This window comes from Micromonospora hortensis (genome assembly GCF_022230935.1).
In the GTDB taxonomy this organism is placed as follows: domain Bacteria; phylum Actinomycetota; class Actinomycetes; order Mycobacteriales; family Micromonosporaceae; genus Micromonospora; species Micromonospora hortensis.
This window is the reverse complement of sequence record NZ_JAKKFE010000006.1, coordinates 88,569-106,996: the sequence shown is the minus strand read 5'-3', so window position 1 is coordinate 106,996 and position 18,428 is coordinate 88,569. Positions and strand designations below refer to the sequence as shown.

The 18,428-nt window shown below is 71.5% G+C and carries 17 protein-coding genes; 10 read left to right on the top strand and 7 right to left on the bottom strand.

Going from position 1 to position 18,428, the window contains the following annotated elements; all coding sequences use genetic code 11:
* Window positions 1-30: 30 nt before the first annotated feature.
* Together NIE111_RS04155 and NIE111_RS04150 are read right to left on the bottom strand one after the other, a co-directional pair.
* Window positions 31-819: an LmeA family phospholipid-binding protein gene (locus tag NIE111_RS04155; protein WP_238683107.1), complete on the bottom strand. Its 789-nt coding sequence runs from the start codon at window positions 817-819 to the stop codon at window positions 31-33.
* A 104-nt stretch (window positions 820-923) separates the two neighbouring features.
* Window positions 924-1,982 carry a hypothetical protein gene (locus NIE111_RS04150; protein WP_238683106.1) on the bottom strand — a complete coding sequence of 353 codons (1,059 nt, stop codon included), beginning with the start codon at window positions 1,980-1,982 and terminating at the stop codon, window positions 924-926.
* Between the two features lie 241 nt (window positions 1,983-2,223).
* Between NIE111_RS04150 and NIE111_RS04145 the strand changes: the two genes are divergently transcribed.
* The 7 genes from NIE111_RS04145 (at window position 2,224) to pstB (ending at window position 9,370) form a co-directional block, all read left to right on the top strand.
* The gene (locus NIE111_RS04145; RefSeq protein WP_181518701.1) at window positions 2,224-2,943 is read left to right on the top strand and encodes a winged helix-turn-helix transcriptional regulator; all 720 of its coding nucleotides are present in this window, start codon (window positions 2,224-2,226) and stop codon (window positions 2,941-2,943) included.
* Between the two features lie 154 nt (window positions 2,944-3,097).
* Window positions 3,098-3,976: a polysaccharide deacetylase family protein gene (locus NIE111_RS04140; RefSeq protein WP_238683105.1), complete on the top strand. Its 879-nt coding sequence runs from the start codon at window positions 3,098-3,100 to the stop codon at window positions 3,974-3,976.
* A 58-nt stretch (window positions 3,977-4,034) separates the two neighbouring features.
* Complete coding sequence (gene mshD / locus NIE111_RS04135; RefSeq protein WP_238683104.1) at window positions 4,035-4,961, top strand: mycothiol synthase; 927 nt, start codon at window positions 4,035-4,037, stop codon at window positions 4,959-4,961.
* Between the two features lie 292 nt (window positions 4,962-5,253).
* Complete coding sequence (gene pstS / locus NIE111_RS04130; RefSeq protein WP_238683103.1) at window positions 5,254-6,360, top strand: phosphate ABC transporter substrate-binding protein PstS; 1,107 nt, start codon at window positions 5,254-5,256, stop codon at window positions 6,358-6,360.
* A 39-nt stretch (window positions 6,361-6,399) separates the two neighbouring features.
* Window positions 6,400-7,491, top strand: coding sequence for a phosphate ABC transporter permease subunit PstC (pstC, locus tag NIE111_RS04125; protein WP_238683102.1), 1,092 nt, complete (start codon window positions 6,400-6,402; stop codon window positions 7,489-7,491).
* The gene (gene pstA / locus NIE111_RS04120) at window positions 7,488-8,576 is read left to right on the top strand and encodes a phosphate ABC transporter permease PstA (protein ID WP_238683101.1); all 1,089 of its coding nucleotides are present in this window, start codon (window positions 7,488-7,490) and stop codon (window positions 8,574-8,576) included. The genes pstC and pstA overlap by 4 nt, the downstream gene beginning before the upstream one ends.
* A 17-nt stretch (window positions 8,577-8,593) precedes the next feature.
* Window positions 8,594-9,370: a phosphate ABC transporter ATP-binding protein PstB gene (gene pstB, locus NIE111_RS04115; protein WP_112584183.1), complete on the top strand. Its 777-nt coding sequence runs from the start codon at window positions 8,594-8,596 to the stop codon at window positions 9,368-9,370.
* Between the two features lie 229 nt (window positions 9,371-9,599).
* Here pstB and NIE111_RS04110 read toward each other — a convergent pair whose 3' ends face one another.
* On the bottom strand, window positions 9,600-10,433 hold the full coding sequence (locus tag NIE111_RS04110; RefSeq protein WP_238683100.1) for an NUDIX hydrolase: 834 nt from the start codon (window positions 10,431-10,433) through the stop codon (window positions 9,600-9,602).
* A gap of 174 nt (window positions 10,434-10,607) precedes the next feature.
* Here NIE111_RS04110 and NIE111_RS04105 point away from each other — a divergent pair, with 174 nt between their 5' ends.
* On the top strand, window positions 10,608-11,576 hold the full coding sequence (locus tag NIE111_RS04105; protein WP_238683099.1) for a Gfo/Idh/MocA family protein: 969 nt from the start codon (window positions 10,608-10,610) through the stop codon (window positions 11,574-11,576).
* 54 nt (window positions 11,577-11,630) lie between these two features.
* Here the strand turns inward: NIE111_RS04105 and NIE111_RS04100 are convergent, their stop codons facing one another.
* The 3 genes from NIE111_RS04100 to NIE111_RS04090 form a co-directional block, all read right to left on the bottom strand.
* On the bottom strand, window positions 11,631-12,638 hold the full coding sequence (locus tag NIE111_RS04100; RefSeq protein ID WP_238683145.1) for an inorganic phosphate transporter: 1,008 nt from the start codon (window positions 12,636-12,638) through the stop codon (window positions 11,631-11,633).
* A 10-nt stretch (window positions 12,639-12,648) separates the two neighbouring features.
* Window positions 12,649-13,275: a DUF47 domain-containing protein gene (locus NIE111_RS04095; RefSeq protein ID WP_030327784.1), complete on the bottom strand. Its 627-nt coding sequence runs from the start codon at window positions 13,273-13,275 to the stop codon at window positions 12,649-12,651.
* A 127-nt stretch (window positions 13,276-13,402) separates the two neighbouring features.
* Entirely contained in the window at window positions 13,403-14,344 is a 942-nt protein-coding gene (locus NIE111_RS04090) for a PPK2 family polyphosphate kinase (protein ID WP_238683098.1), read from the bottom strand.
* Between the two features lie 188 nt (window positions 14,345-14,532).
* Here NIE111_RS04090 and sigJ point away from each other — a divergent pair, with 188 nt between their 5' ends.
* Window positions 14,533-15,498, top strand: coding sequence for an RNA polymerase sigma factor SigJ (gene sigJ, locus NIE111_RS04085; protein WP_238683097.1), 966 nt, complete (start codon window positions 14,533-14,535; stop codon window positions 15,496-15,498).
* Between the two features lie 24 nt (window positions 15,499-15,522).
* On the opposite strand, the gene NIE111_RS04080 is transcribed toward sigJ, so the two are convergent.
* Window positions 15,523-16,029 carry a DUF402 domain-containing protein gene (locus NIE111_RS04080; RefSeq protein ID WP_238683096.1) on the bottom strand — a complete coding sequence of 169 codons (507 nt, stop codon included), beginning with the start codon at window positions 16,027-16,029 and terminating at the stop codon, window positions 15,523-15,525.
* 103 nt (window positions 16,030-16,132) lie between these two features.
* Here NIE111_RS04080 and NIE111_RS04075 point away from each other — a divergent pair, with 103 nt between their 5' ends.
* Window positions 16,133-18,337: an ATP-dependent DNA helicase gene (locus NIE111_RS04075; protein WP_238683095.1), complete on the top strand. Its 2,205-nt coding sequence runs from the start codon at window positions 16,133-16,135 to the stop codon at window positions 18,335-18,337.
* Window positions 18,338-18,428 lie beyond the last annotated feature (91 nt).

Genomic DNA, 18,428 nt, shown 5'->3' with positions numbered 1-18,428 from the left:
GACATTCGGCGGCCCACAGCGCCTCCGGCGTCAGCCAGCGGAGTTGATCGGCACGTTCTTGGCGTCGGCGGTGACCGCCAGCCCTTCCGGCAGTGGACGGACCTCCCGGACCGCGAGCTGGAACGGCAACTCCGGCAGGGGCACGTCGATGGAGATGCTCTTGGCGTAGTTGCTCAGGAAGGCCCGAGCCAGCGGCAGGTTCGGCAGACCCGCGGCGTCCAGGTCGTTGAACCGCAGGGCGACCGCGCCGTTGTCGGCGACAGTGACGTCGGCGGTGCCGCTGATGGTGAGCTTCTGACCGAGGATGTCGGCCGGGGCCTTCACGGTGAGCTTGCCGTTCTGCTCGCCGAGGGTGAGACCCGGGCGGTTCAGCAGCGCGGCCAGACTCTCGTAGCTGATCGTGCCGGCACCGTTGACGGTGTCCGCCACGACGTCACCCTGGCCGGTGCGCAGGGTGTCCAGCGAGGCCCGAACGTTGCGGGCTGTCACGTCGAGCACCGGCAGCCGAACGGCGTCGCCCTCGACCGAGGCCTGCACGTCCCGCAGGTTGATGGTGATCCGCTGGTAGCGGCCATCCACCACCTGGGTGAGGAACGGAGTTCCGCCTACCTCCACCTCAGGTGCGGCGGACTGTGCGCCCTGCTTGGCGATCTCCTGGCGTACGCGGTCACCGATCATCCGCTCGGCGACCCCGACCGCGACCCGGTCGGCGACCACCAGCAACCCCGCCAGCAGCAGGAGCAGCACGAACAGCCCGATGAGCAGCTTGCGGCCGCGCCGTCGGGGTCGCGCCTGGTCCACCGGATAGTCCTGCGCCACGCCGCCTCCTGTCTCCGCCCGCCGCGCCGCGACGGGTCGTTCGTACCGACGCCGCAGGGCGGCGCACCCGTAGGTACCCGACCGGCTCAGCGCTCAACCGTGGCTCAGAGGAAGAGCATGCACATGGCGTACGCGGCGGGCGCCGCCAGGGCGAAGCCGCCGAGCGGGCCCTGCATGTGCCGGGCCACCCACATCGTGGGCGGTTCGCCGGCCATCAACCGGCCCGCCTCCGCGTACCCCACGGCGAGGTCGGAGAGGACGGCGGTGACCGCCGCGACCAGGCCGATCACGGCGGCCCGGGTCGGCGTGAAGGGCGCCACCAGGTAGCTGCCGAGGAGTGCGCTGGTCAGCGTGCCGACCATCGCGCCGGCCACCACGCCGGCGGCGCCCCTGGGCACCTGCGGTGCGAGCCGGGGCCAGGGCAGTACGGCGTCGGTGAGCCGGGCGACGGTGAGCGCGACACCGCTCGCGGTCAGGCAGACGGTGATCGCCTGGGTGCCGGCCGGGATCCGGCTGAGCACGATCAGGGTGCCGAAGGCCACCACCCCGACCACGATGAGCAGCGTGGAGCCGAGGGAGTCGGTGACCCGCACCCGGTCGACCCGACGAACCAGTTGGCCGAGCACCGCGGCGAGGAACCCACCGGCGGCCAGGTAACCCAGCGGCGCCAGGCCGGCGACGTCGGTCTGCACCGCAGCGATGTCGACCAACGCCGCGACAACGGCGCTGATCCCGGCGACCACCAGCAGCGCGGGCGGACGCATGGCCATCGTCCAGGCGAGCACGAACAGCAGTTGGACGCCGAAGATGATGAAGGCGAACGGCAGCCGGTGACCGGGGCCCGACGTCTGCGCGCCGAGCACCAGGCCGACACCGAGCAACGCGGCGAAGCCGGCGATGGTCAGCGCCAGTTGGCGGTGCACAGCGACCGGGGGGATGACCTCCTCCTCCGGCTCGTCGATCTCCTCTTCGGATCGGCGGGCCGGTTCGCCGGCGCGGCGGGCACGGCGCGGCCCACCCCGTTCGCGGCGGTCGCCATCGGTGGTGGCCGGGCCGGTATGCGGCGCGGGCGGTTGGCCGCGCGTCGCTGCGGCGGCCGGACCCGGTTGGGGCCCAGCGGGCCACGATTCGCGGCTGGCCTCGGGCGAGGTGGAGGGAAACACGACCCGATCGTGCCAGACCGACGGCCCGACGCGGTGGTCACGGGTTTCAGCGACGTTAAAATCCGGGCCACGATCAGGGGCAAGGTAGACAAACGGGAAATGGCCTGACGGCGCGGCCGAGGCGATCGGTTAGGCTCAACGCGTTACCCGCCCGTCAGCGACGCCGGGACCACGCAATTTCTCAGCGCACTCCTTGATGGGTGCGACTGGTCGCGTGCGGCCTCGCGCCGCCGGGACGGAGGTGATCGTGGAGATCCTGCTGCTGGTGACCGCGCGTGCAGGAGAGCCGTCGGCTGTGTTGCCGGCGCTCGACCTGTTGCCGCACTCGGTCCGCACCGCGCCGCGTGATGTTCGCACCCTGGTAGCGGGCCCCAGCCCGGATGCGGTGATGGTGGATGCCCGATCGGAGTTGAGCGAGGCCCGCGCGACGTGCCGGATGTTGCACGCCACAGGTCTCGGCGTGCCGTTGGTAGCGGTGGTGACCGAGGCCGGCCTGATCGCACTCAACGCCGACTGGGGCGTCGACGACGTCATCCTCGCCTCGGCCGGCCCCGCCGAGGTCGAGGCGCGGCTGCGGCTGGCGGTGGGCCGGCTCAGCAACGCCACCGCCGGCGCGGGTGGCTCGATCCGGGCCGGCGAGTTGACCATCGACCCGGACACCTACGCGGCCAAGCTCAAGGGCCGTCCGCTCGACCTCACCTACAAGGAGTTCGAGCTGCTGAAGTTCCTGGCCCAGCACCCGGGCCGGGTGTTCACCCGGGACCAGCTCCTGCGCGAGGTCTGGGGTTACGACTACTTCGGCGGCACCCGCACTGTGGACGTGCACGTCCGGCGACTGCGCGCCAAGCTCGGCTCGGAGTACGAGTCGATGATCGGCACCGTCCGCCAGGTCGGCTACAAGTTCGTCGTTCCGCCGTCGCGGTCGCTTCCCGAGGCGGAGCACGCGCCCCTGCCGGTCTGATCGGGAGAGCACTCCGGGCGATTTCCCATATGCCCTTTTTGCGCAGCTTGGCAGCTCTATTCTGACTGCCGGGTTTGTCGGCGAAAGGGGCAATGGTGCGCGCACTGACCACGGGGGCGACGGGCCGGCGTGACCGGCAAGCCAGGCGGACGTCGTGACGCGGGGAAGCTCCACCGCGCGCGCCGCGGGGATCGTGACGCTGGTGGTGGCGGGGCTGCTCGGCTCCGCGTACGTGCTGGGCCGCAGTCTCGTCCCCGACCAGACGCCACGGCAGTCCACCGGTGTCACCACCAGCGCCGACGGACCGCAGTACGCCGACCAACCCAGCATTGGCGAGCCGGGCGGAGCCCCGAGCGCCAGCGCAAGCGCGGCTGAGACCGGCCCGGCCGAGACCGGCCAGGACGGGTCCGGACGGGACGCCGGAGACGACAACCTGTTCGGCGCGCACGCCACCACCGGCACCCCGCGGCTCGCGCTGACCTTCGACGACGGGCCGGATCCGCGCTACACGCCGCAGGTCCTCGCCCTCCTGCGCGAATACGACGTACGCGCCACGTTCTGCGTGGTCGGCGAGAACGCGCAGAACCACCCCGACCTGGTCCAGTCGATCGTGGACGGCGGGCACACCCTGTGCAACCACTCCTGGCACCACGACATCGGCCTGGGCGCCCGGTCGGCCGACGCGATCCGCTCCGACCTCCTGCGCACCAACGCGGCGATCCGGGCGGCGGTGCCGAACGCCCCGATCGTCTGGTACCGCCAACCCGGCGGAGCCTGGACGTACCCGGTGGTGTCGGTGGCGCAGCAGCTCGGCATGACCCCGCTGCACTGGTCGGTGGATCCGTCGGACTGGGAACTACCCGGCGCCAGCAAGATCACCGCCACGGTGTTGAGCCAGGCCGAACCGGGATCGGTGGTGCTGCTGCACGACGCCGGTGGGGACCGACAGGGCACGCTGGAGGCGCTACGCCGGATCCTGCCCGACCTGACCGCCCGGTTCGAGCTGGAGGCACTTCCCACCGACCCGGTGTGAGCCGCGGCTTTACGGCGACGCTCCGGGCGTCACGACACGCAACGGATACGGTGGCGGGATGAGCAGCGCGGAGCCGACCAGCGACCAGGTGACCCGGAGCGACAAACTGGCGCCGACGGAGATCGCCGACGTACTCGCCCTCGCCAGCGCCGCAGGTGACACGGACGGAGCGGACCCGCTCGACGAACACGTCCTGCTGCGGCTGCGCGACGCCGACGCCCCGGCCGTTCATCTGATCGCCCGCGCCGATGACGGCACCCTCACCGGGTACGCGCACCTGGACACCACCGACCCGGTCGGTGGGATCGGGGTCGAGCTGGTGGTGCACCCCGCGTACCGGCGGCGGGGCACCGGACGGGCGCTCGCCCGGGGCGTACTCGCCTCGGCCACCGGGCCGCTGCGCGCCTGGGCACACGGCGACCACCCCTCGGCCGCCGCGCTCGCCGTCGACCTCGGCTTCGCCCGCGCCCGGGTGCTCTGGCAGTTGCGCCGGCCCCTGGCCGCCCCGCTGGGTGAGCCGCGCCTACCCGACGGGGTGGCGCTCCGCGCGTTCCGGCCCGGGGCCGACGACGCGGCCTGGTTGGCGCTCAACGCACGGGCCTTCGCCGAGCACCCCGAACAGGGCCGGTGGACGTCGGACGACCTGCGGGTCCGCCTCGCCGAGCCGTGGTTCGATCCGGCCGGCTTCCTGCTCGCCGAGGAGACCGCGACCGGCCGACTGCTCGGCTTCCACTGGACCAAGGTGCACGAGCGGCCGGGGTCGGCCCGGATCGGCGAGGTGTACGTCCTGGGGGTGGAACCGACAGCGCACGGCGGCGGGCTCGGCCGGGCCCTGACCACAGCCGGGTTGGCGCACCTGCGGGACAGGCGCGGCCTCGATCGGGTGATGCTCTTCGTGGACGACTCGAACACCGGGGCCGTCGCGCTCTACGAGCGGCTGGGCTTCGCCCGCTGGTCCGCGCACATCAACTACCACCTGGGCTGACCGTCGGCCGTCGCCCCGACCCGCGTCACCGGTGGGTAACGGCCGAGCGTCGGCGGGATAACGCCGAACCGGAAATATGCCCATACATCCGACAGGTGTACCCGGGTTCATTTAACGGACAACTCACCCTCGGCAAGCGGTCACCTCAGGGGCCGTACGTGTTCACCTTGCGTTCACTTGCGACCGGCGAACCGGCTACCTGGCACTTCTAACTTTCGTGTCAGCCGGTCAGTGCCGGTCCTCGGGCCCCGGGATCGGGGCGCCAAGTCAGACGCGAAGGGAAACCCCTCAGGTGAAGCTCCAGCGGTACGGCACTATTGCCTGCCTCGCTCTTGCCGCGACGCTCGGCCTCAGTGCATGCGGCTCGGACAACAACGAGCCCGCCTCCGGCGCGAGTGCTTCGGGCTCGGCCGCCGCGGTCGACTGCGCTACCGGCACGCTGAACGCCCAGGGCTCGTCGGCGCAGAAGAACGCCATGGCCGAGTGGATCAAGGCGTACCAGCAGAAGTGCCAGGGCACCACGATCAACTACGAGGCTTCCGGCTCGGGCGCCGGCATCCAGGCGTTCATCGCCGGGACCGCCGACTTCGCCGGTTCCGACTCCGCGCTCAAGCCGGAGGAGCAGCCGCAGGCCGACGCCAAGTGCGTCGGTGGCAAGGCCATCCACCTGCCGATGGTAATCGGCCCGGTGGCCGTCGCCTACAACGTCAGCGGCGTGGACAACCTCCAGCTCAAGCCGGCCACCCTGGCGAAGATCTTCGCCGGCAAGGTCACCAAGTGGGACGACGCCACGATCAAGGCCGACAACCCGGGCGCCACTCTCCCGGCGACCACGATCCAGACCGTCCACCGCTCGGACGAGTCGGGCACCACCGACAACTTCACCAAGTACCTCTCGAAGACCGCTGAGAGCGACTGGACCCTGGGCAACGCCAAGGCGTGGAAGGCCCCGGGCGGCACCGGCGCCAAGGGCTCGGACGGCGTGGCCAGCCGGGTCAAGGGCGCGGACGGCTCCATCGGCTACATGGAGTGGTCGTTCGCCGAGAACGCCGGTCTGAAGATGTCGAAGATCGGCAACGGCAACGGCGAGTTCGCCGCGCTGACCGCCGAGGCGGCCGGCAAGACCATCGCCGGCGCTGCCGTCGAGGGCCAGGGCGACGACCTCAAGCTGAAGATCGACTACAACACCAAGGAGGCCGGGGCCTACCCGATCGTCCTGGCGACGTACGAGATCGTCTGCAGCAAGGGCCTCGCGGCCGACAAGCTGAAGCTGGTCAAGGGCCTGCTGGGCCACGCCGCCAGCGCCGAGGGCCAGGCCTCTCTCACCGAGCTGGGCTACGCCCCGCTGCCCGAGACGGTCCGCACCAAGGTCGAGACCGCGGTCAAGAACCTCTCCTGACCCGACCCCACCACCTCAGCAACGGAATCGAGCGAGCAGATGGGTGAAACCCCTCACCGCTCGGCCGACGCCGGCACCGGCGGGACGCGCGTGACCCAGAGTCACGAGTGGCCCGCCGGTGCCTCGGCGCGTGTGGCCGAGGCGCCAGTCAGCACCCGATCCCCGGGCGGCACCGGGCTGGGCGGCGGCGGCGCGCTGCCGCGCAGCCGTAGGTTCGGCGCCGAGCGGGCCTTCCGCGGTCTCACCCTGGCCGCCGGCACCGCCGTTCTGGTCATCATCGCCGCCATCGCGATCTTCCTGGTCGCCAAGGCGGTGCCGGCCCTACGCGCCAACACCGAGAACTTCTGGTCCTACGAGGGCTGGTCCCCCAACGAGACAGAGCCGAAGTTCGGCATCGGTGCGCTCGCCTTCGGCACAGTGCTCAGCTCGGCTCTCGCACTGCTCATCGCTGTGCCGGTGGCGCTCGGCATCGCGCTCTACCTCTCGCACTACGCGCCGCGCCGGTTGGGCACCGCGCTCGGCTTCCTGGTCGACCTGCTGGCCGCCGTACCGAGCGTGGTCTTCGGCCTCTGGGGGCGGGACGTCTTCAGCAGCCCCGTCCGGGACTTCTCGGTCTGGCTGAACCAGCACTTCGGCTGGATCCCGCTCTTCGGCGGCGACGGCCCCTTCGGGGCGTCCGTCATGCTCGGCGCCCTGGTGCTCGCGATCATGGTGCTGCCGATCATCACCTCGCTCTCCCGCGAGGTGTTCCTCCAGACCCCCACCGCGAACGAGGAGGCCGCCCTCGCCCTGGGCGCCACCCGCTGGGAGATGCTCCGCACCGCGGTGCTGCCCTACGGCCGTCCCGGCATCATCGCCGCGATGATGCTCGGCCTCGGCCGGGCGCTCGGCGAGACCATCGCCCTGGCGCTGACCCTCGGCATCACCTTCGGCATCTCGTTCAACCTGATCCAGAACGGCGGCAACACCATCGCCGCCAACATCGCCAATGCGTTCGGCGAGGCGAACGAGACCGGCCGGGGCGCACTCATCGCCTCCGGTCTGGTGCTGTTCACCATCACGCTGATCGTCAACATCACGGCGCGGGCGATCATCTACCGCCGCCGGGAGTTCACGGAGTCGGCCGCATGACCACAACCGCCACCTCCCACCGCACCCGGCCGCCGGCCCAGCCCAACTCGCTGCGGACCAAACGGCTGCCCTGGTACGCCGCCCCGGCCATCGCCGTGGCGGCCCTGGCGCTCTCCGCCGTGATCGTCTACGGCACCAGCATCGGCGGGCCGGTCCTCGTGGTCGTCCTCGGCGCGATCCTCTACCTGGTCGGGCTCTTCGCCGCCTCCAACGCGGTCGAGGGGCGCCGATCGGCCCGCAACCGCACCTGGAGCGCACTGATCCACTCCGCCTTCGTGCTGGCGGTGCTGCCGCTCGTGTCGGTGGTCTGGACGCTGGTCAGCAAGGGCGCCGACCGACTGGACGTCAACTTCTTCCAGACCTCGATGAACAACATCGGGGCCCGGGACGCCAACGGCGGCGCGTACCACGCGATCGTCGGCACGCTGGAGCAGGTCGGCATCGCCACCCTGATCACCGTCCCGCTCGGCGTTCTCTGCGCGATCTACATCGTCGAGTACGGGCGGGGCAAGTTCGCCTTCGCGATCCGGTTCTTCGTGGACGTGATGACCGGCATCCCGTCGATCGTCTCCGGCCTCTTCGTGCTGGCGTTCTGGGTGCTGATCGTGTCGCCGTGGTTCAACGACGGTCGGCCCAGCTTCTCCGGCTTCGCCGCCGCGCTCGCGTTGAGCGTGCTCATGCTGCCCACCATCGTCCGGTCCACCGAGGAGATGCTCCGCCTCGTACCGGCGCCACTGCGCGAGGGCGCGTACGCGCTCGGCGTACCCAAGTGGAAGACCATCCTGCGGGTGGTGCTGCCGACGGCGCTGCCCGGCATCGTCACCGGCGTCATGCTCGCCATCGCCCGCGCGGCCGGTGAGACCGCGCCGGTGCTGCTGGTCGCCGGTGGTGGCGCCGCGATCAACACCAACCCCTTCGAGAACAGCCAGTCGTCGCTGTCCCTCTTCGTCTACCAGCAGGCCGGCGACGCGTCGAAGTACGCCCCGGCACGGGCGTGGACCGCGGCACTGACCCTGGTCGCCCTCGTGCTCATCCTGACGATCGCGGCGAAGCTGCTGGCCCGTCGCAACAGGCTCAGCCGATGAACCCCGGAGGTACCACCATGGCCAAGCGCGTCTCCGCCTCGAACGTCACCGCGTACTACGGCGGCTTCAAGGCAATCGAGAACATCAACCTGACTGTCGAGCCGAAGACGGTCACCGCTCTCATCGGGCCGTCCGGCTGCGGCAAGTCGACGTTCCTGCGGTCGATCAACCGGATGCACGAGGTGCTGCCGGGGGCCCGGGTCGAGGGCAGCCTGACCATCGACGACCAGGACATCTACGACCGGGACGTGGACGTCACAGCGGTCCGGCGCACCATCGGCATGGTCTTCCAGCGGCCGAACCCGTTCCCCACCATGAGCATCTTCGAGAACGTGGTGGCCGGGCTGAAGCTCAACGGGGTCCGCAAGAAGTCGATCCTGGAGGACGCGGCCGAGAAGGCCCTGCGCGCCGCGAACCTGTGGGGCGAGGTCAAGGACCGGCTGGGCAAGCCCGGCGCGGGCCTCTCCGGCGGTCAGCAGCAGCGGCTCTGCATCGCCCGGACCATCGCTGTCGAGCCGCAGGTCGTTCTGATGGACGAGCCGTGCTCCGCCCTGGACCCGATCTCCACGTTGGCGATCGAGGACCTGATGTTCCAGCTCAAGGACAAGTTCACGATCATCATCGTGACGCACAACATGCAGCAGGCCGCCCGGGTGTCGGACCGGACCGCCTTCTTCTCGATCGAGAAGACCGGCGACCCGGGCCGGCTGATCGAGTACGACAACACCCAGAAGATCTTCAGCAACCCGAGCGTGAAGAAGACCGAGGACTACATCACCGGCCGCTTCGGCTGAGCCGACCACGTCCGGTCACCGGCGCCCCGCCTCCCGGCGTGGGCGCCGGTGCCATATCCGCCGCCGACACCGCCCGTCGACCAAGATCGCGCCGATCTTGCAGTTTCGGTTGTCGAGATGGGTGGGATGCCCCTTGTGTCGCGACAGAAAGCGCAAGATCGCGGAGCGGGAGCGGGGGCGGGGGCGGGGGCGTGGGCGGGGGCGGGGGCGGGGGTGAGGGTGTGGGGGCTCAGCTCAGGACGAAGCGGGGTTCGCCGTCTGGGGGCAGGTCGAGGCGCGGGGTGATCGGGCTGGCGGCGTCCCGATCGGCCGCCGCCCGCGCCACCCCGGCCAGGTCGCCGGCCGCGGCCACCTGGGCCAGCGTGACCAGCGTCGGCGGCAGCATGGTCAGTTCGCCGGCCCGAGCGCGGGCCAGCGCGTCCGCCGGGCGGATCCACAGGGTGTGGTCGGCCTCGCCGGAGACGTCGCGGGTCCGCTGGCCCGCCGGCAACAGGGCGATGAAGAAGTACGTGTCGAAGCGGCGCGGCTCGAACTCGGGAGTGATCCACCGGCTCCAGGGCAGCAGCAGGTCCGACCGAACTGTGAGCTGACGGTCGGCGAGCAGCGCCGCGAAGCCCAGCCGGCGCCCCTCCAGGTCCTGCCGGGCAGCCTCCCAGTCGTCGCCGCTGACGTCGCCCACCACTGTCTCCCGGTTCGGGCCGGCGAGCAGTACGCCAGCCTCCTCGAAGACTTCCCGAGCGGCGGCGCAGACCACCGCCTGCGCGGCCTGCGGGGCCACCCCGAGCCGGTCCGCCCACTCGCCCGGCGTCGGGCCAGCCCAGTCCAGGTGCGCCTCCGAGTCGGAGCGGTCCACCCCGCCTCCGGGGAAGGCGTACATCCCGCCGAAGGTCATCGCGGCGACCCGGCGGATGACGTACACCTCGAAGTCGGCGTCGGTCGGACGCAGCAGCAACACGGTGGCCGCGACCCGCGGCGTCGCCGGGGTGCCACCCTCGGCCTGGAACCGGCGGGCGTGCTCGACCAGGGCGGCCGGGGCGGCGAAGCCGTCACTGTCGATCGTCATGCCGCGAGCCTAGTTCCCGGCAGCGCGACCACCGGCGGGCGCCAGGCGATGAAGGATCATGAAGTTGTTGCCACGACACGCCGCGCCGCCGGGCAATAACTTCATGATCGACGAGGGTGGTCGGGGGGTGGGAGGGGGAGGCAGGGGTTCACCTGGCTCGGCTAGCGTTCCGGCATGACTCGTTGGGGCATCCTGGCCACCGGCCACATCGCCAGCCGTTTCGCCGAAGACCTCCGGCTGGTGCCGGACGCCGAGTTGGTAGCGGTCGGTTCCCGCGCCGCGGAGAGCGCCCGGCGCTTCGCCGACACGTACGGCGCGAAGCGCGCCTACGGCTCCTGGGTGGAGTTGGCCGCGGACCCGGAGGTGGACGCGATCTACGTGGCGACCCCGCATTCCGCGCACTACGAGGCGGCGATGACCTGCCTCACCGCGGGGCGGGCGGTGCTGTTGGAGAAGCCGTTCACCCTCGATCTGGCCACCAGCACCGAGTTGGTGGAGACCGCCCGCGCCGCCGGGGTCTTCCTGATGGAGGCCATGTGGATGCGGCTGAATCCGACGATCCTGCGGGTGGTCGAGTTGATCGCGGACGGGGCGATCGGCACGGTGACCGGCGTCCGGGCCGACTTCGGGGTGGCCGGGCCGTTCCCGCCGGAGCACCGGATGCGCAACGCGGCGCTGGGCGGGGGCGCCCTGCTCGACCTGGGGATCTACCCGATCAGCCTGGCCCACCTGCTGCTCGGGGTGCCGCAGCACATCCGGTCCTGGGCGCAGCTCGGCCCGGAGGGGACGGACGAGAACACCGGCATGCTGTTCGGCTACGACACCGGAGCCCTGGCGACCCTGAGCTGCGGCATGGTCGGGTTGAGCGGGCAGACCGCCTCGGTAACGGGCACCACGGGGCGGATCGACCTACCGGAGCCGTTCTTCCGGCCGGGTTCGGTGACGGTGCACAGGGCCGGCGCGGAGCCGGAGACGATCGTCGCCGACGGTGCCGGCAACGGCTACCAGTACGAGGCGATCGAGGTGCAGCGCTGCCTCGCCGCCGGGCTGACCGAGAGCCCGGTGGTGCCGCACGCCACGACCCTCGAGGTGATGACCCTGCTGGACACGGTCCGCGAGCAGATCGGCGTCCGGTACGTCTGAACAGCGGTAGGGCCTCGGTCACGGTCCAACCGTGACCGGGGCCCTACCGAAAACTCAGCCGAAGAGCGGCCGGACCAGCAGATACGTGACGCACGCGATCAGCGCGGAGGCCGGGAACGTGATGATCCAGGCGAGCACGATGTTGCCGGCCACGTTCCAGCGAACGGCGGAGAGCCGCTTGGTCGCGCCCACACCCATGATCGCGGAGGTGATGGTGTGGGTGGTGGAGATCGGCGCCTTCAGAACCAGTGCGTTGAAGTAGAGCACGGCGCTGGCGACGGTCTCGGCGGCGAAGCCCTCCGGCGGCCCCAGGTCGATGATCTTGCGCCCGAGGGTGCGGATGATCCGCCAACCGCCGGCGTACGTGCCGAGGGCCAGCATCGTCGCCGAGGTCCAGAACACCCACCCCGGGATGTGCGTCTTGCTCTCCTGGAAACCACCGGTGTAGAGCGCCAGCACCACGATGCCCATGGTCTTGGCGGCGTCCTGCATGCCGTGACCGACCGACATGGCGGCCGCCGAGGCGGTCTGCGCCCAGCGGAAGCCCCGGTTGAGCTTGCCCGGCTGCCCCTTCCGGAACAGCCACAGGATGGCCAGCATCAGCAGGTAACCGAGGGTGAGGCCGACGATCGGCGACAGGACCATCGGCAGCAGCACCTTCTCGCCGATGTTGACCCACTGCACGATCCCGCCGGCGGACAGCAGGGTCGCGCCGACCAGGCCGCCGAAGAGCGCGTGCGAGGACGACGACGGCAGGCCGAAGTACCAGGTGATGAGGTTCCAGGCGATCGCGCCGAGCACGCCGGCGAAGACCACCCCGAGGCTGCTCACCCCGGTGGGAAGCGTGACCAGGTTGTCGCCGACGGTCTTGGCCACGCCAGCGCCGAAGTGGGCGCCGACGAAGTTGCCGACCGCGGCGAGGCCGAGGGCGATCCGAGGGGTCAGCGCCCGGGTGGAGACGCTTGTCGCGATCGCGTTGGCGGCGTCGTGGAAGCCGTTGGTGTAGTCGAACGCCAGGGCTACCCCGATCACCGCCAGCACGGCGATGAGTTCGGGTGTCACAGTCACAGGTTCAGGACTCCTTGACCGCGATGGTCTCGACGGTGTTGGCCACGTGCTCGAAGGCGTCGCAGGCGGCCTCCAGCTCGTCGGCGACCTCCTTCATCTTCAGCACCGTCAACGCGTCGTACTCACCGGAGAAGAGGCGGACGAGCAGCTGCCGGTTGATCCGGTCGCCCTCGTTCTCCAACCGGTTGCACTCGATCCAGTAGTCCTCGAGATCCTTCATCGACTTGAGCCGGGGCATCGCGTCGGCGGTCAGTTTGGCCTGCTGGTCGAGCACGTTGACCATCTCGTGCAGCTCGCGGGGCAGCGCCGGAAGCTCGGTCAGCCCGTACAGGTAGAGCAGGTCGCCGACCGCTTCGAGGTGGTCCATCACGTCGTCCAGCAGCGAGCCGAGCCGGTAGATGTCCTCCCTGTCGAACGGGGTGATGAAGGTCGAGTTGATCTTCTTGTACAGCTCGTGGGTGATCTGGTCGCTGTCGTGCTCGACCTCGGTGAGCCGCTCGCTGACGGACTGCACGTCCACGCCGGGCAGGGCCAGCTCGTTGAGCAGCGCGGTGCCCCGGACCAGGTTCTGCGCGGCCCTGGTGAAGAGCTCGTAGAAGGCGCCCTCGGTGGGGCGGAAGGAAAACTTCACAGCACAGACCTCGTCGCGTCGGTGGAAGGGTGGCGGCACCCGAGAGCGCCCGCTCGGTGAATGCTAGGAAACGCCAGAACCGCGAATTCGCCGGCCCACCCCTGGCCAGGCACCATTCACCGCTCGTTCACCTGCCGTTCATCTCGGCCGCCCCACCCGCACCCACTCCCCCAGCCAGCAGGCGGTTCCGCTCCCCTGCAACGTCGAAATCGGCAGCCGGATACCCGAGACCGAGCGTGTCGAACGTCTCACGCAGCAGGTGGGCCACCGCCCAGTCCCGGTACCACTTGCGGTCCGCCGGCACCACGAACCAGGGCGCGGCGTCCGTGCCGCACCGGCTCAGGGCCTCGGCGTACGCGGCCTGATAGTCGTCCCAGTGCCCTCGCGAGTCGATGTCGGAGGGGTTGTACTTCCAGTGCTTACGCGGGTCGTTGAGCCGGTCCATCAGGCGCTTGCCCTGCTCGGCGTACGAGATGTGCAGCATCACCTTGATCAGGGTGACGCCACCCTCGGTCAGCTCCCGCTCGAACGAGTTGATCTCGTCATAGCGGGCTCGCCAGGTCGTCTCCGGCACCAGCGAGCCGACCCGGGCGATCAACACGTCCTCGTAGTGCGAGCGGTTGAACATCCCCACGTACCCCGGCGGTGGCAGCTCCCGGCGAATCCGCCAGAGGAAGTCGTGCCGCAGCTCCTGGCGGGTCGGCGGCCCGAACGAACGGATGTGCAGGCCCAGCGGGTTCATCGCGCCGGCCACCCGCTTGATCGTGCCGTCCTTGCCGCCGCAGTCCATGGCCTGGAGCACCAGCAGCACCCGGTGCGCCGGCCGCTCCGACCCGGTCTTGGCCATCGCGAAGAGCATCTCCTGTCGCCGGCCCAACTCCTCGCCGACCAGCTCCACCTGCTCCCGCGCCCAGGTCTTACGGTGCTCGCCACGACCCGCGGGCTCCGGCAGGCCGGGCATGGACCGCGGATCGATCGCGCCGAGATCCACCGGCGCGGTGACCCGCAGCAGGTCCCGCACGGAACCGCCGTCCGGTGCCACGATCTGCCCTTGCTGGGGTGCACTCATGCACGGATCATCGCCCACCCTCAGCCGTTTCGCCCGCCGAGGCCCACCTCCGAACCTGGCCCGCTGATCGGCCCCGACCGACCTGCGCCGATGGCAGGCACCGGTCCACCGAGCCGTTTCGGGGCTGCCGGCGGGCCCACTCGGCGAGAGGATGTAGGCCGGAACGCCGACCGGAAGGGGTGGAGGTCGTGCGGGAGTTGGCGACGGAGTTCGAGGCCGAGCGGGGCCGGCTGCTCGCGGTGGCCCACCGGATGCTGGGCAGCCGCAGTGAGGCGGAGGACGCGGTGCAGGAGACCTGGCTGCGCTACGCCGGGGCGCTGGCCGATCCGGCGGCCCGCGCCGAGATCCGGGACCTGTCCGCGTGGCTGACCACCGCCTGCGCTCGAATCTGCCTGGACGTGCTCCGCTCGGCCCGGGTCCGCCGGGAGGCGTACCCGGGGCAGTGGCTGCCGGAGCCGGTGGTGAGCCCGTCGGGCGGCCGGTCGCCGGCCGACGGCTACGCGCCCGACCCGGCGGAGCGGGCGGTGCGCACCGACGAGGTCGGCACGGCGCTGCTGGTGGTGCTGGAGCGGCTCGCGCCGGAGCAACGGGTCGCCCTCGTGCTGCACGACGTGTTCGCGCTGCCGTTCGCCCGGGTCGCTGGGGTGCTCGGCACCACCGAGGTGGCGGCCCGGCAGCTCGCCTCCCGGGCCCGGCGGGCGGTCACCGCGCCGGACGTACCCCGGCACACCGCCGACCCGGCCGAGCAACGCCGGGTGCTCAAGGCGTTCGTCGCCGCCACCGAGTCCGGCGAGTTGGACCAACTGCTCCAGGTGCTCGCGCCGGACGTGGTCTTCGTCGGCGACTCGGGCGGGCACTTCCCGGCCGCCCGCTGGCCGGTGCTCGGCGCGGACTCCGTGGCTCGCCTCACGCTCGGCCTGTTCGGCCGAACCGGCCGCTACACCGACCGGGTGCTGGCTCGGCCCGTGCTCGTCGACGGCATTCTCGGCCTACATCTGGAGACGACGCACAGCGACGGGCGACCGATCCGCCTGGTCACCGCGTTCGCTGTCGACCAGGGCCGGATCACCGCCATCTACAACCAGCTCAACCCGGAGAAGCTGACCGACCTGCCGCCGCTGAACGCCGACGACGGTTGGCCTCCACGCTGGTGAGCCGGCCCGACCGGGCGTGCGGCCTCAGACCACCAGAGCCAACCACTTGCGGTACGCGGTGGCGAACGGCTCGGTGCCGTCGCCCAGGGCCCCCAACAGCCGCTGCGCCGCGGCCTCGGCCTCGGCCACCACGTCGTCCGGGTAGCCGAACCGGGCCCGGTGCTCGGCGAACTCGTCCTCGTCGAGCAGCTCCACCAGGCCGGTGGCCCGACGCCGGACGACGTCCAGGTCCAGGTCGATCAGGTGGACCGTGTCGTTGGACTCCCAGCGGGCCGGGGTCGTGATGTCGCAGTAGACCTCGCTGGTGCGGGGCGGGGGGTTGAACATGGCCGTCCACCAGGCGCGGTGTGGCACCAACAGCACGAACGGGATCTTCTCCACCGAGGGCCGGCCGTGGTAGACCGACTCGGTGCCCTCGGGCACGCCGAGCCAGACGCCGAGATCGTCCTCGGTGAGCCGGCGGGCCGGGTAGTCGCGGTGGGCGCTGCCGTCGTACTTGCGGTAGATCACACGGACCATGTCGCTCGGCATGATTCGCACCCTAACCGATACAGCCCAACGCGTCGTAGCGCGGCCGTAACCGGACGGGGTCGGCCGCAACGCCCGCTCCGGTCGGCATCGCGCCACGCGGCGGATGGGCGCTGTCGGTGTCGGCGGCGCCGGGTACCGTCGCACGGTGACTCCGCCCCGCACCGCCACCGGTTCCGCCACCCCGTCGGCCCGTGCCAAGGGCCGGCGGCGGGGTGCCCGGCCCAGTGGCACCGAGCTGCTGGCGGCGGCGGTCGGCGCGGTGCCCGGCGGCGCGGAGCGCCCCGGCCAGCTGCAGATGACCACGGCGATCGAGGAGTGCGTGGCCGGCGGCGAGCATCTGCTCGTGCAGGCGGGCACCGGCACCGGCAAGTCGCTGGCCTACCTCGCGCCGGCGCTCACCGTGGACGGCCCGGTGGTGGTCTCCACTGCCACCCTGGCGTTGCAGTCCCAGCTGGTCGACCACGACCTGCCCCGGCTCGCCGACGCGGTCGAGCCGGTGCTCGGCCGTCGGCCCACCTTCGCCGTGCTCAAGGGCCGCCACCACTACCTCTGCCTCGCCCGACTGGACAACTCCACCGAGGAGGAGCCGGAGGACACCCTCTTCGACGCCCCCGCGTCGCGCCCCGGCGGCGGGACGAAGTGGCTCGGTGAGGCGGGCCGGCTGGGCAAGCAGGTCGAGCGGCTGCGCGACTGGGCCGAGAAGACCGCCACCGGCGACCGGGACGAACTGGACCCGGGCGTCGAAGACCAGGCCTGGCGGCTGGTGTCGATGCCGGCCCGCGAGTGCGTCGGCGCGGCCCGTTGCCCGTTCGGGCAGGAGTGCTTCGCCGAGGCGTCGCGGGCCCGCGCCCGGGAGGCCGACATCGTGGTGACCAACCACAGCCTGCTCGCTGTCGACATGCTCGCCGACCGGCACATCGTGCCGCCGCACAAGCTGCTCATCGTCGACGAGGCGCACGAGCTGGCCGACCGCGTTTCCTCCGCCGCCCAGGCGGAGCTGGTGCCGGAGCTGATCGACCGGACCACCCGGCGGGCCCGTACGCTGCTGCGCCCGGAGACCGCCGAAGCGCTCACCGCCGCCGGCGACGCCCTGGCGGTCGGGCTGGCCGAGGCGCCGGCCGGGCGGATCACCGCGGGGCTGCCGACGCCACTGCGGGAGGCGTGCACGCTACTCGACGCGGCGACCCGCTCAGCCCTGGACGCGATCGGCGACATCAAGTCCGACGACCCTGACCCGGTCCGCAAGCAGCAGGCCAAGGCCGCCCTGGACGAACTCTCCACCACCGCGCAGCGGCTACTGGAGGAGGGCGACCACGACGTGGCCTGGGTGGAGAAGAACGACAGCGGCAACCGCCGGGCACTGGTGGTCGCCCCCCTGTCGGTGGCCGGCACCCTCGCCACCCACCTGTACGACGAACGCACAGTAGTGGCCACGTCGGCGACCCTGGCGCTGGGCGGCCGGTTCGACACTGTCGCCCGCGCCCTCGGGCTGGACGCGCCGCCGCCCGCCCCGCCGACCCCCGCCGCGGCCGCACTGGCCGCCCGCACCGGTCCCGGCCGGCCGGCTGCCGAGGCGCCGGGCCGTCGCCTCGCCGGCGACGTCACACCGAACGCCGTCGTCCCGGCCACCGAGGGCCCCGGGTGGCGGTCACTCGACGTCGGATCGCCGTTCGACTACGCCCGGCAGGGCATCCTGTACGTCGCCGCGCACCTCCCCCGCCCCAGTGTCTCCGGGCTGCCCGAGGCTGCCGGGGAGGAGTTGCTCGGGCTGGTCGAGGCGCTCGGTGGTCGTACTCTCGGGCTGTTCTCCTCCCGGCGGGCCGCGCAGCAGGCGGCGGAGCTGTTGCGCGCGCGGACCGACCTGCCGGTGTTGCTCCAGGGGGAGGAGTCGCTGCCGCTGTTGGTGCGTCGCTTCCGCGAGGAGCGCGCCAGCTGTCTGTTCGGGGTGATGTCGCTCTGGCAGGGGGTGGATGTGCCGGGCGACGCCTGCCAGCTCGTCGTCATCGACCGGCTGCCCTTCCCCCGTCCGGACGAGCCGTTGGCGGCGGCCCGCGCGGCGGCGGTGGACGCGGGCGGCGGCTCCGGCTTCGCGGCGGTCAGCGTGCCGATCGCCGCGGTGCGGCTGGCACAGGGTGTGGGCCGGCTGATCCGGGCTACCGGTGACCGGGGTGTGGTGGCGGTGCTCGACTCTCGGCTGGAGACGGCCCGAGGCTACGGGCCGTTCCTGCGCCGCTCGCTGCCGCCTTTCTGGTACACGACCCGTCCCGAGGTGGCCCGCGGCGCCTTGGAACGCCTGGCCAAGTCCTGACCCGCGCGCCGCTTGGGCAGGCCACGATCGCGCTACGACGAGGAAAGAGTGGTCTCCCGCTGGCGGGAGGCCACTCTTTCCTTGATCCTGC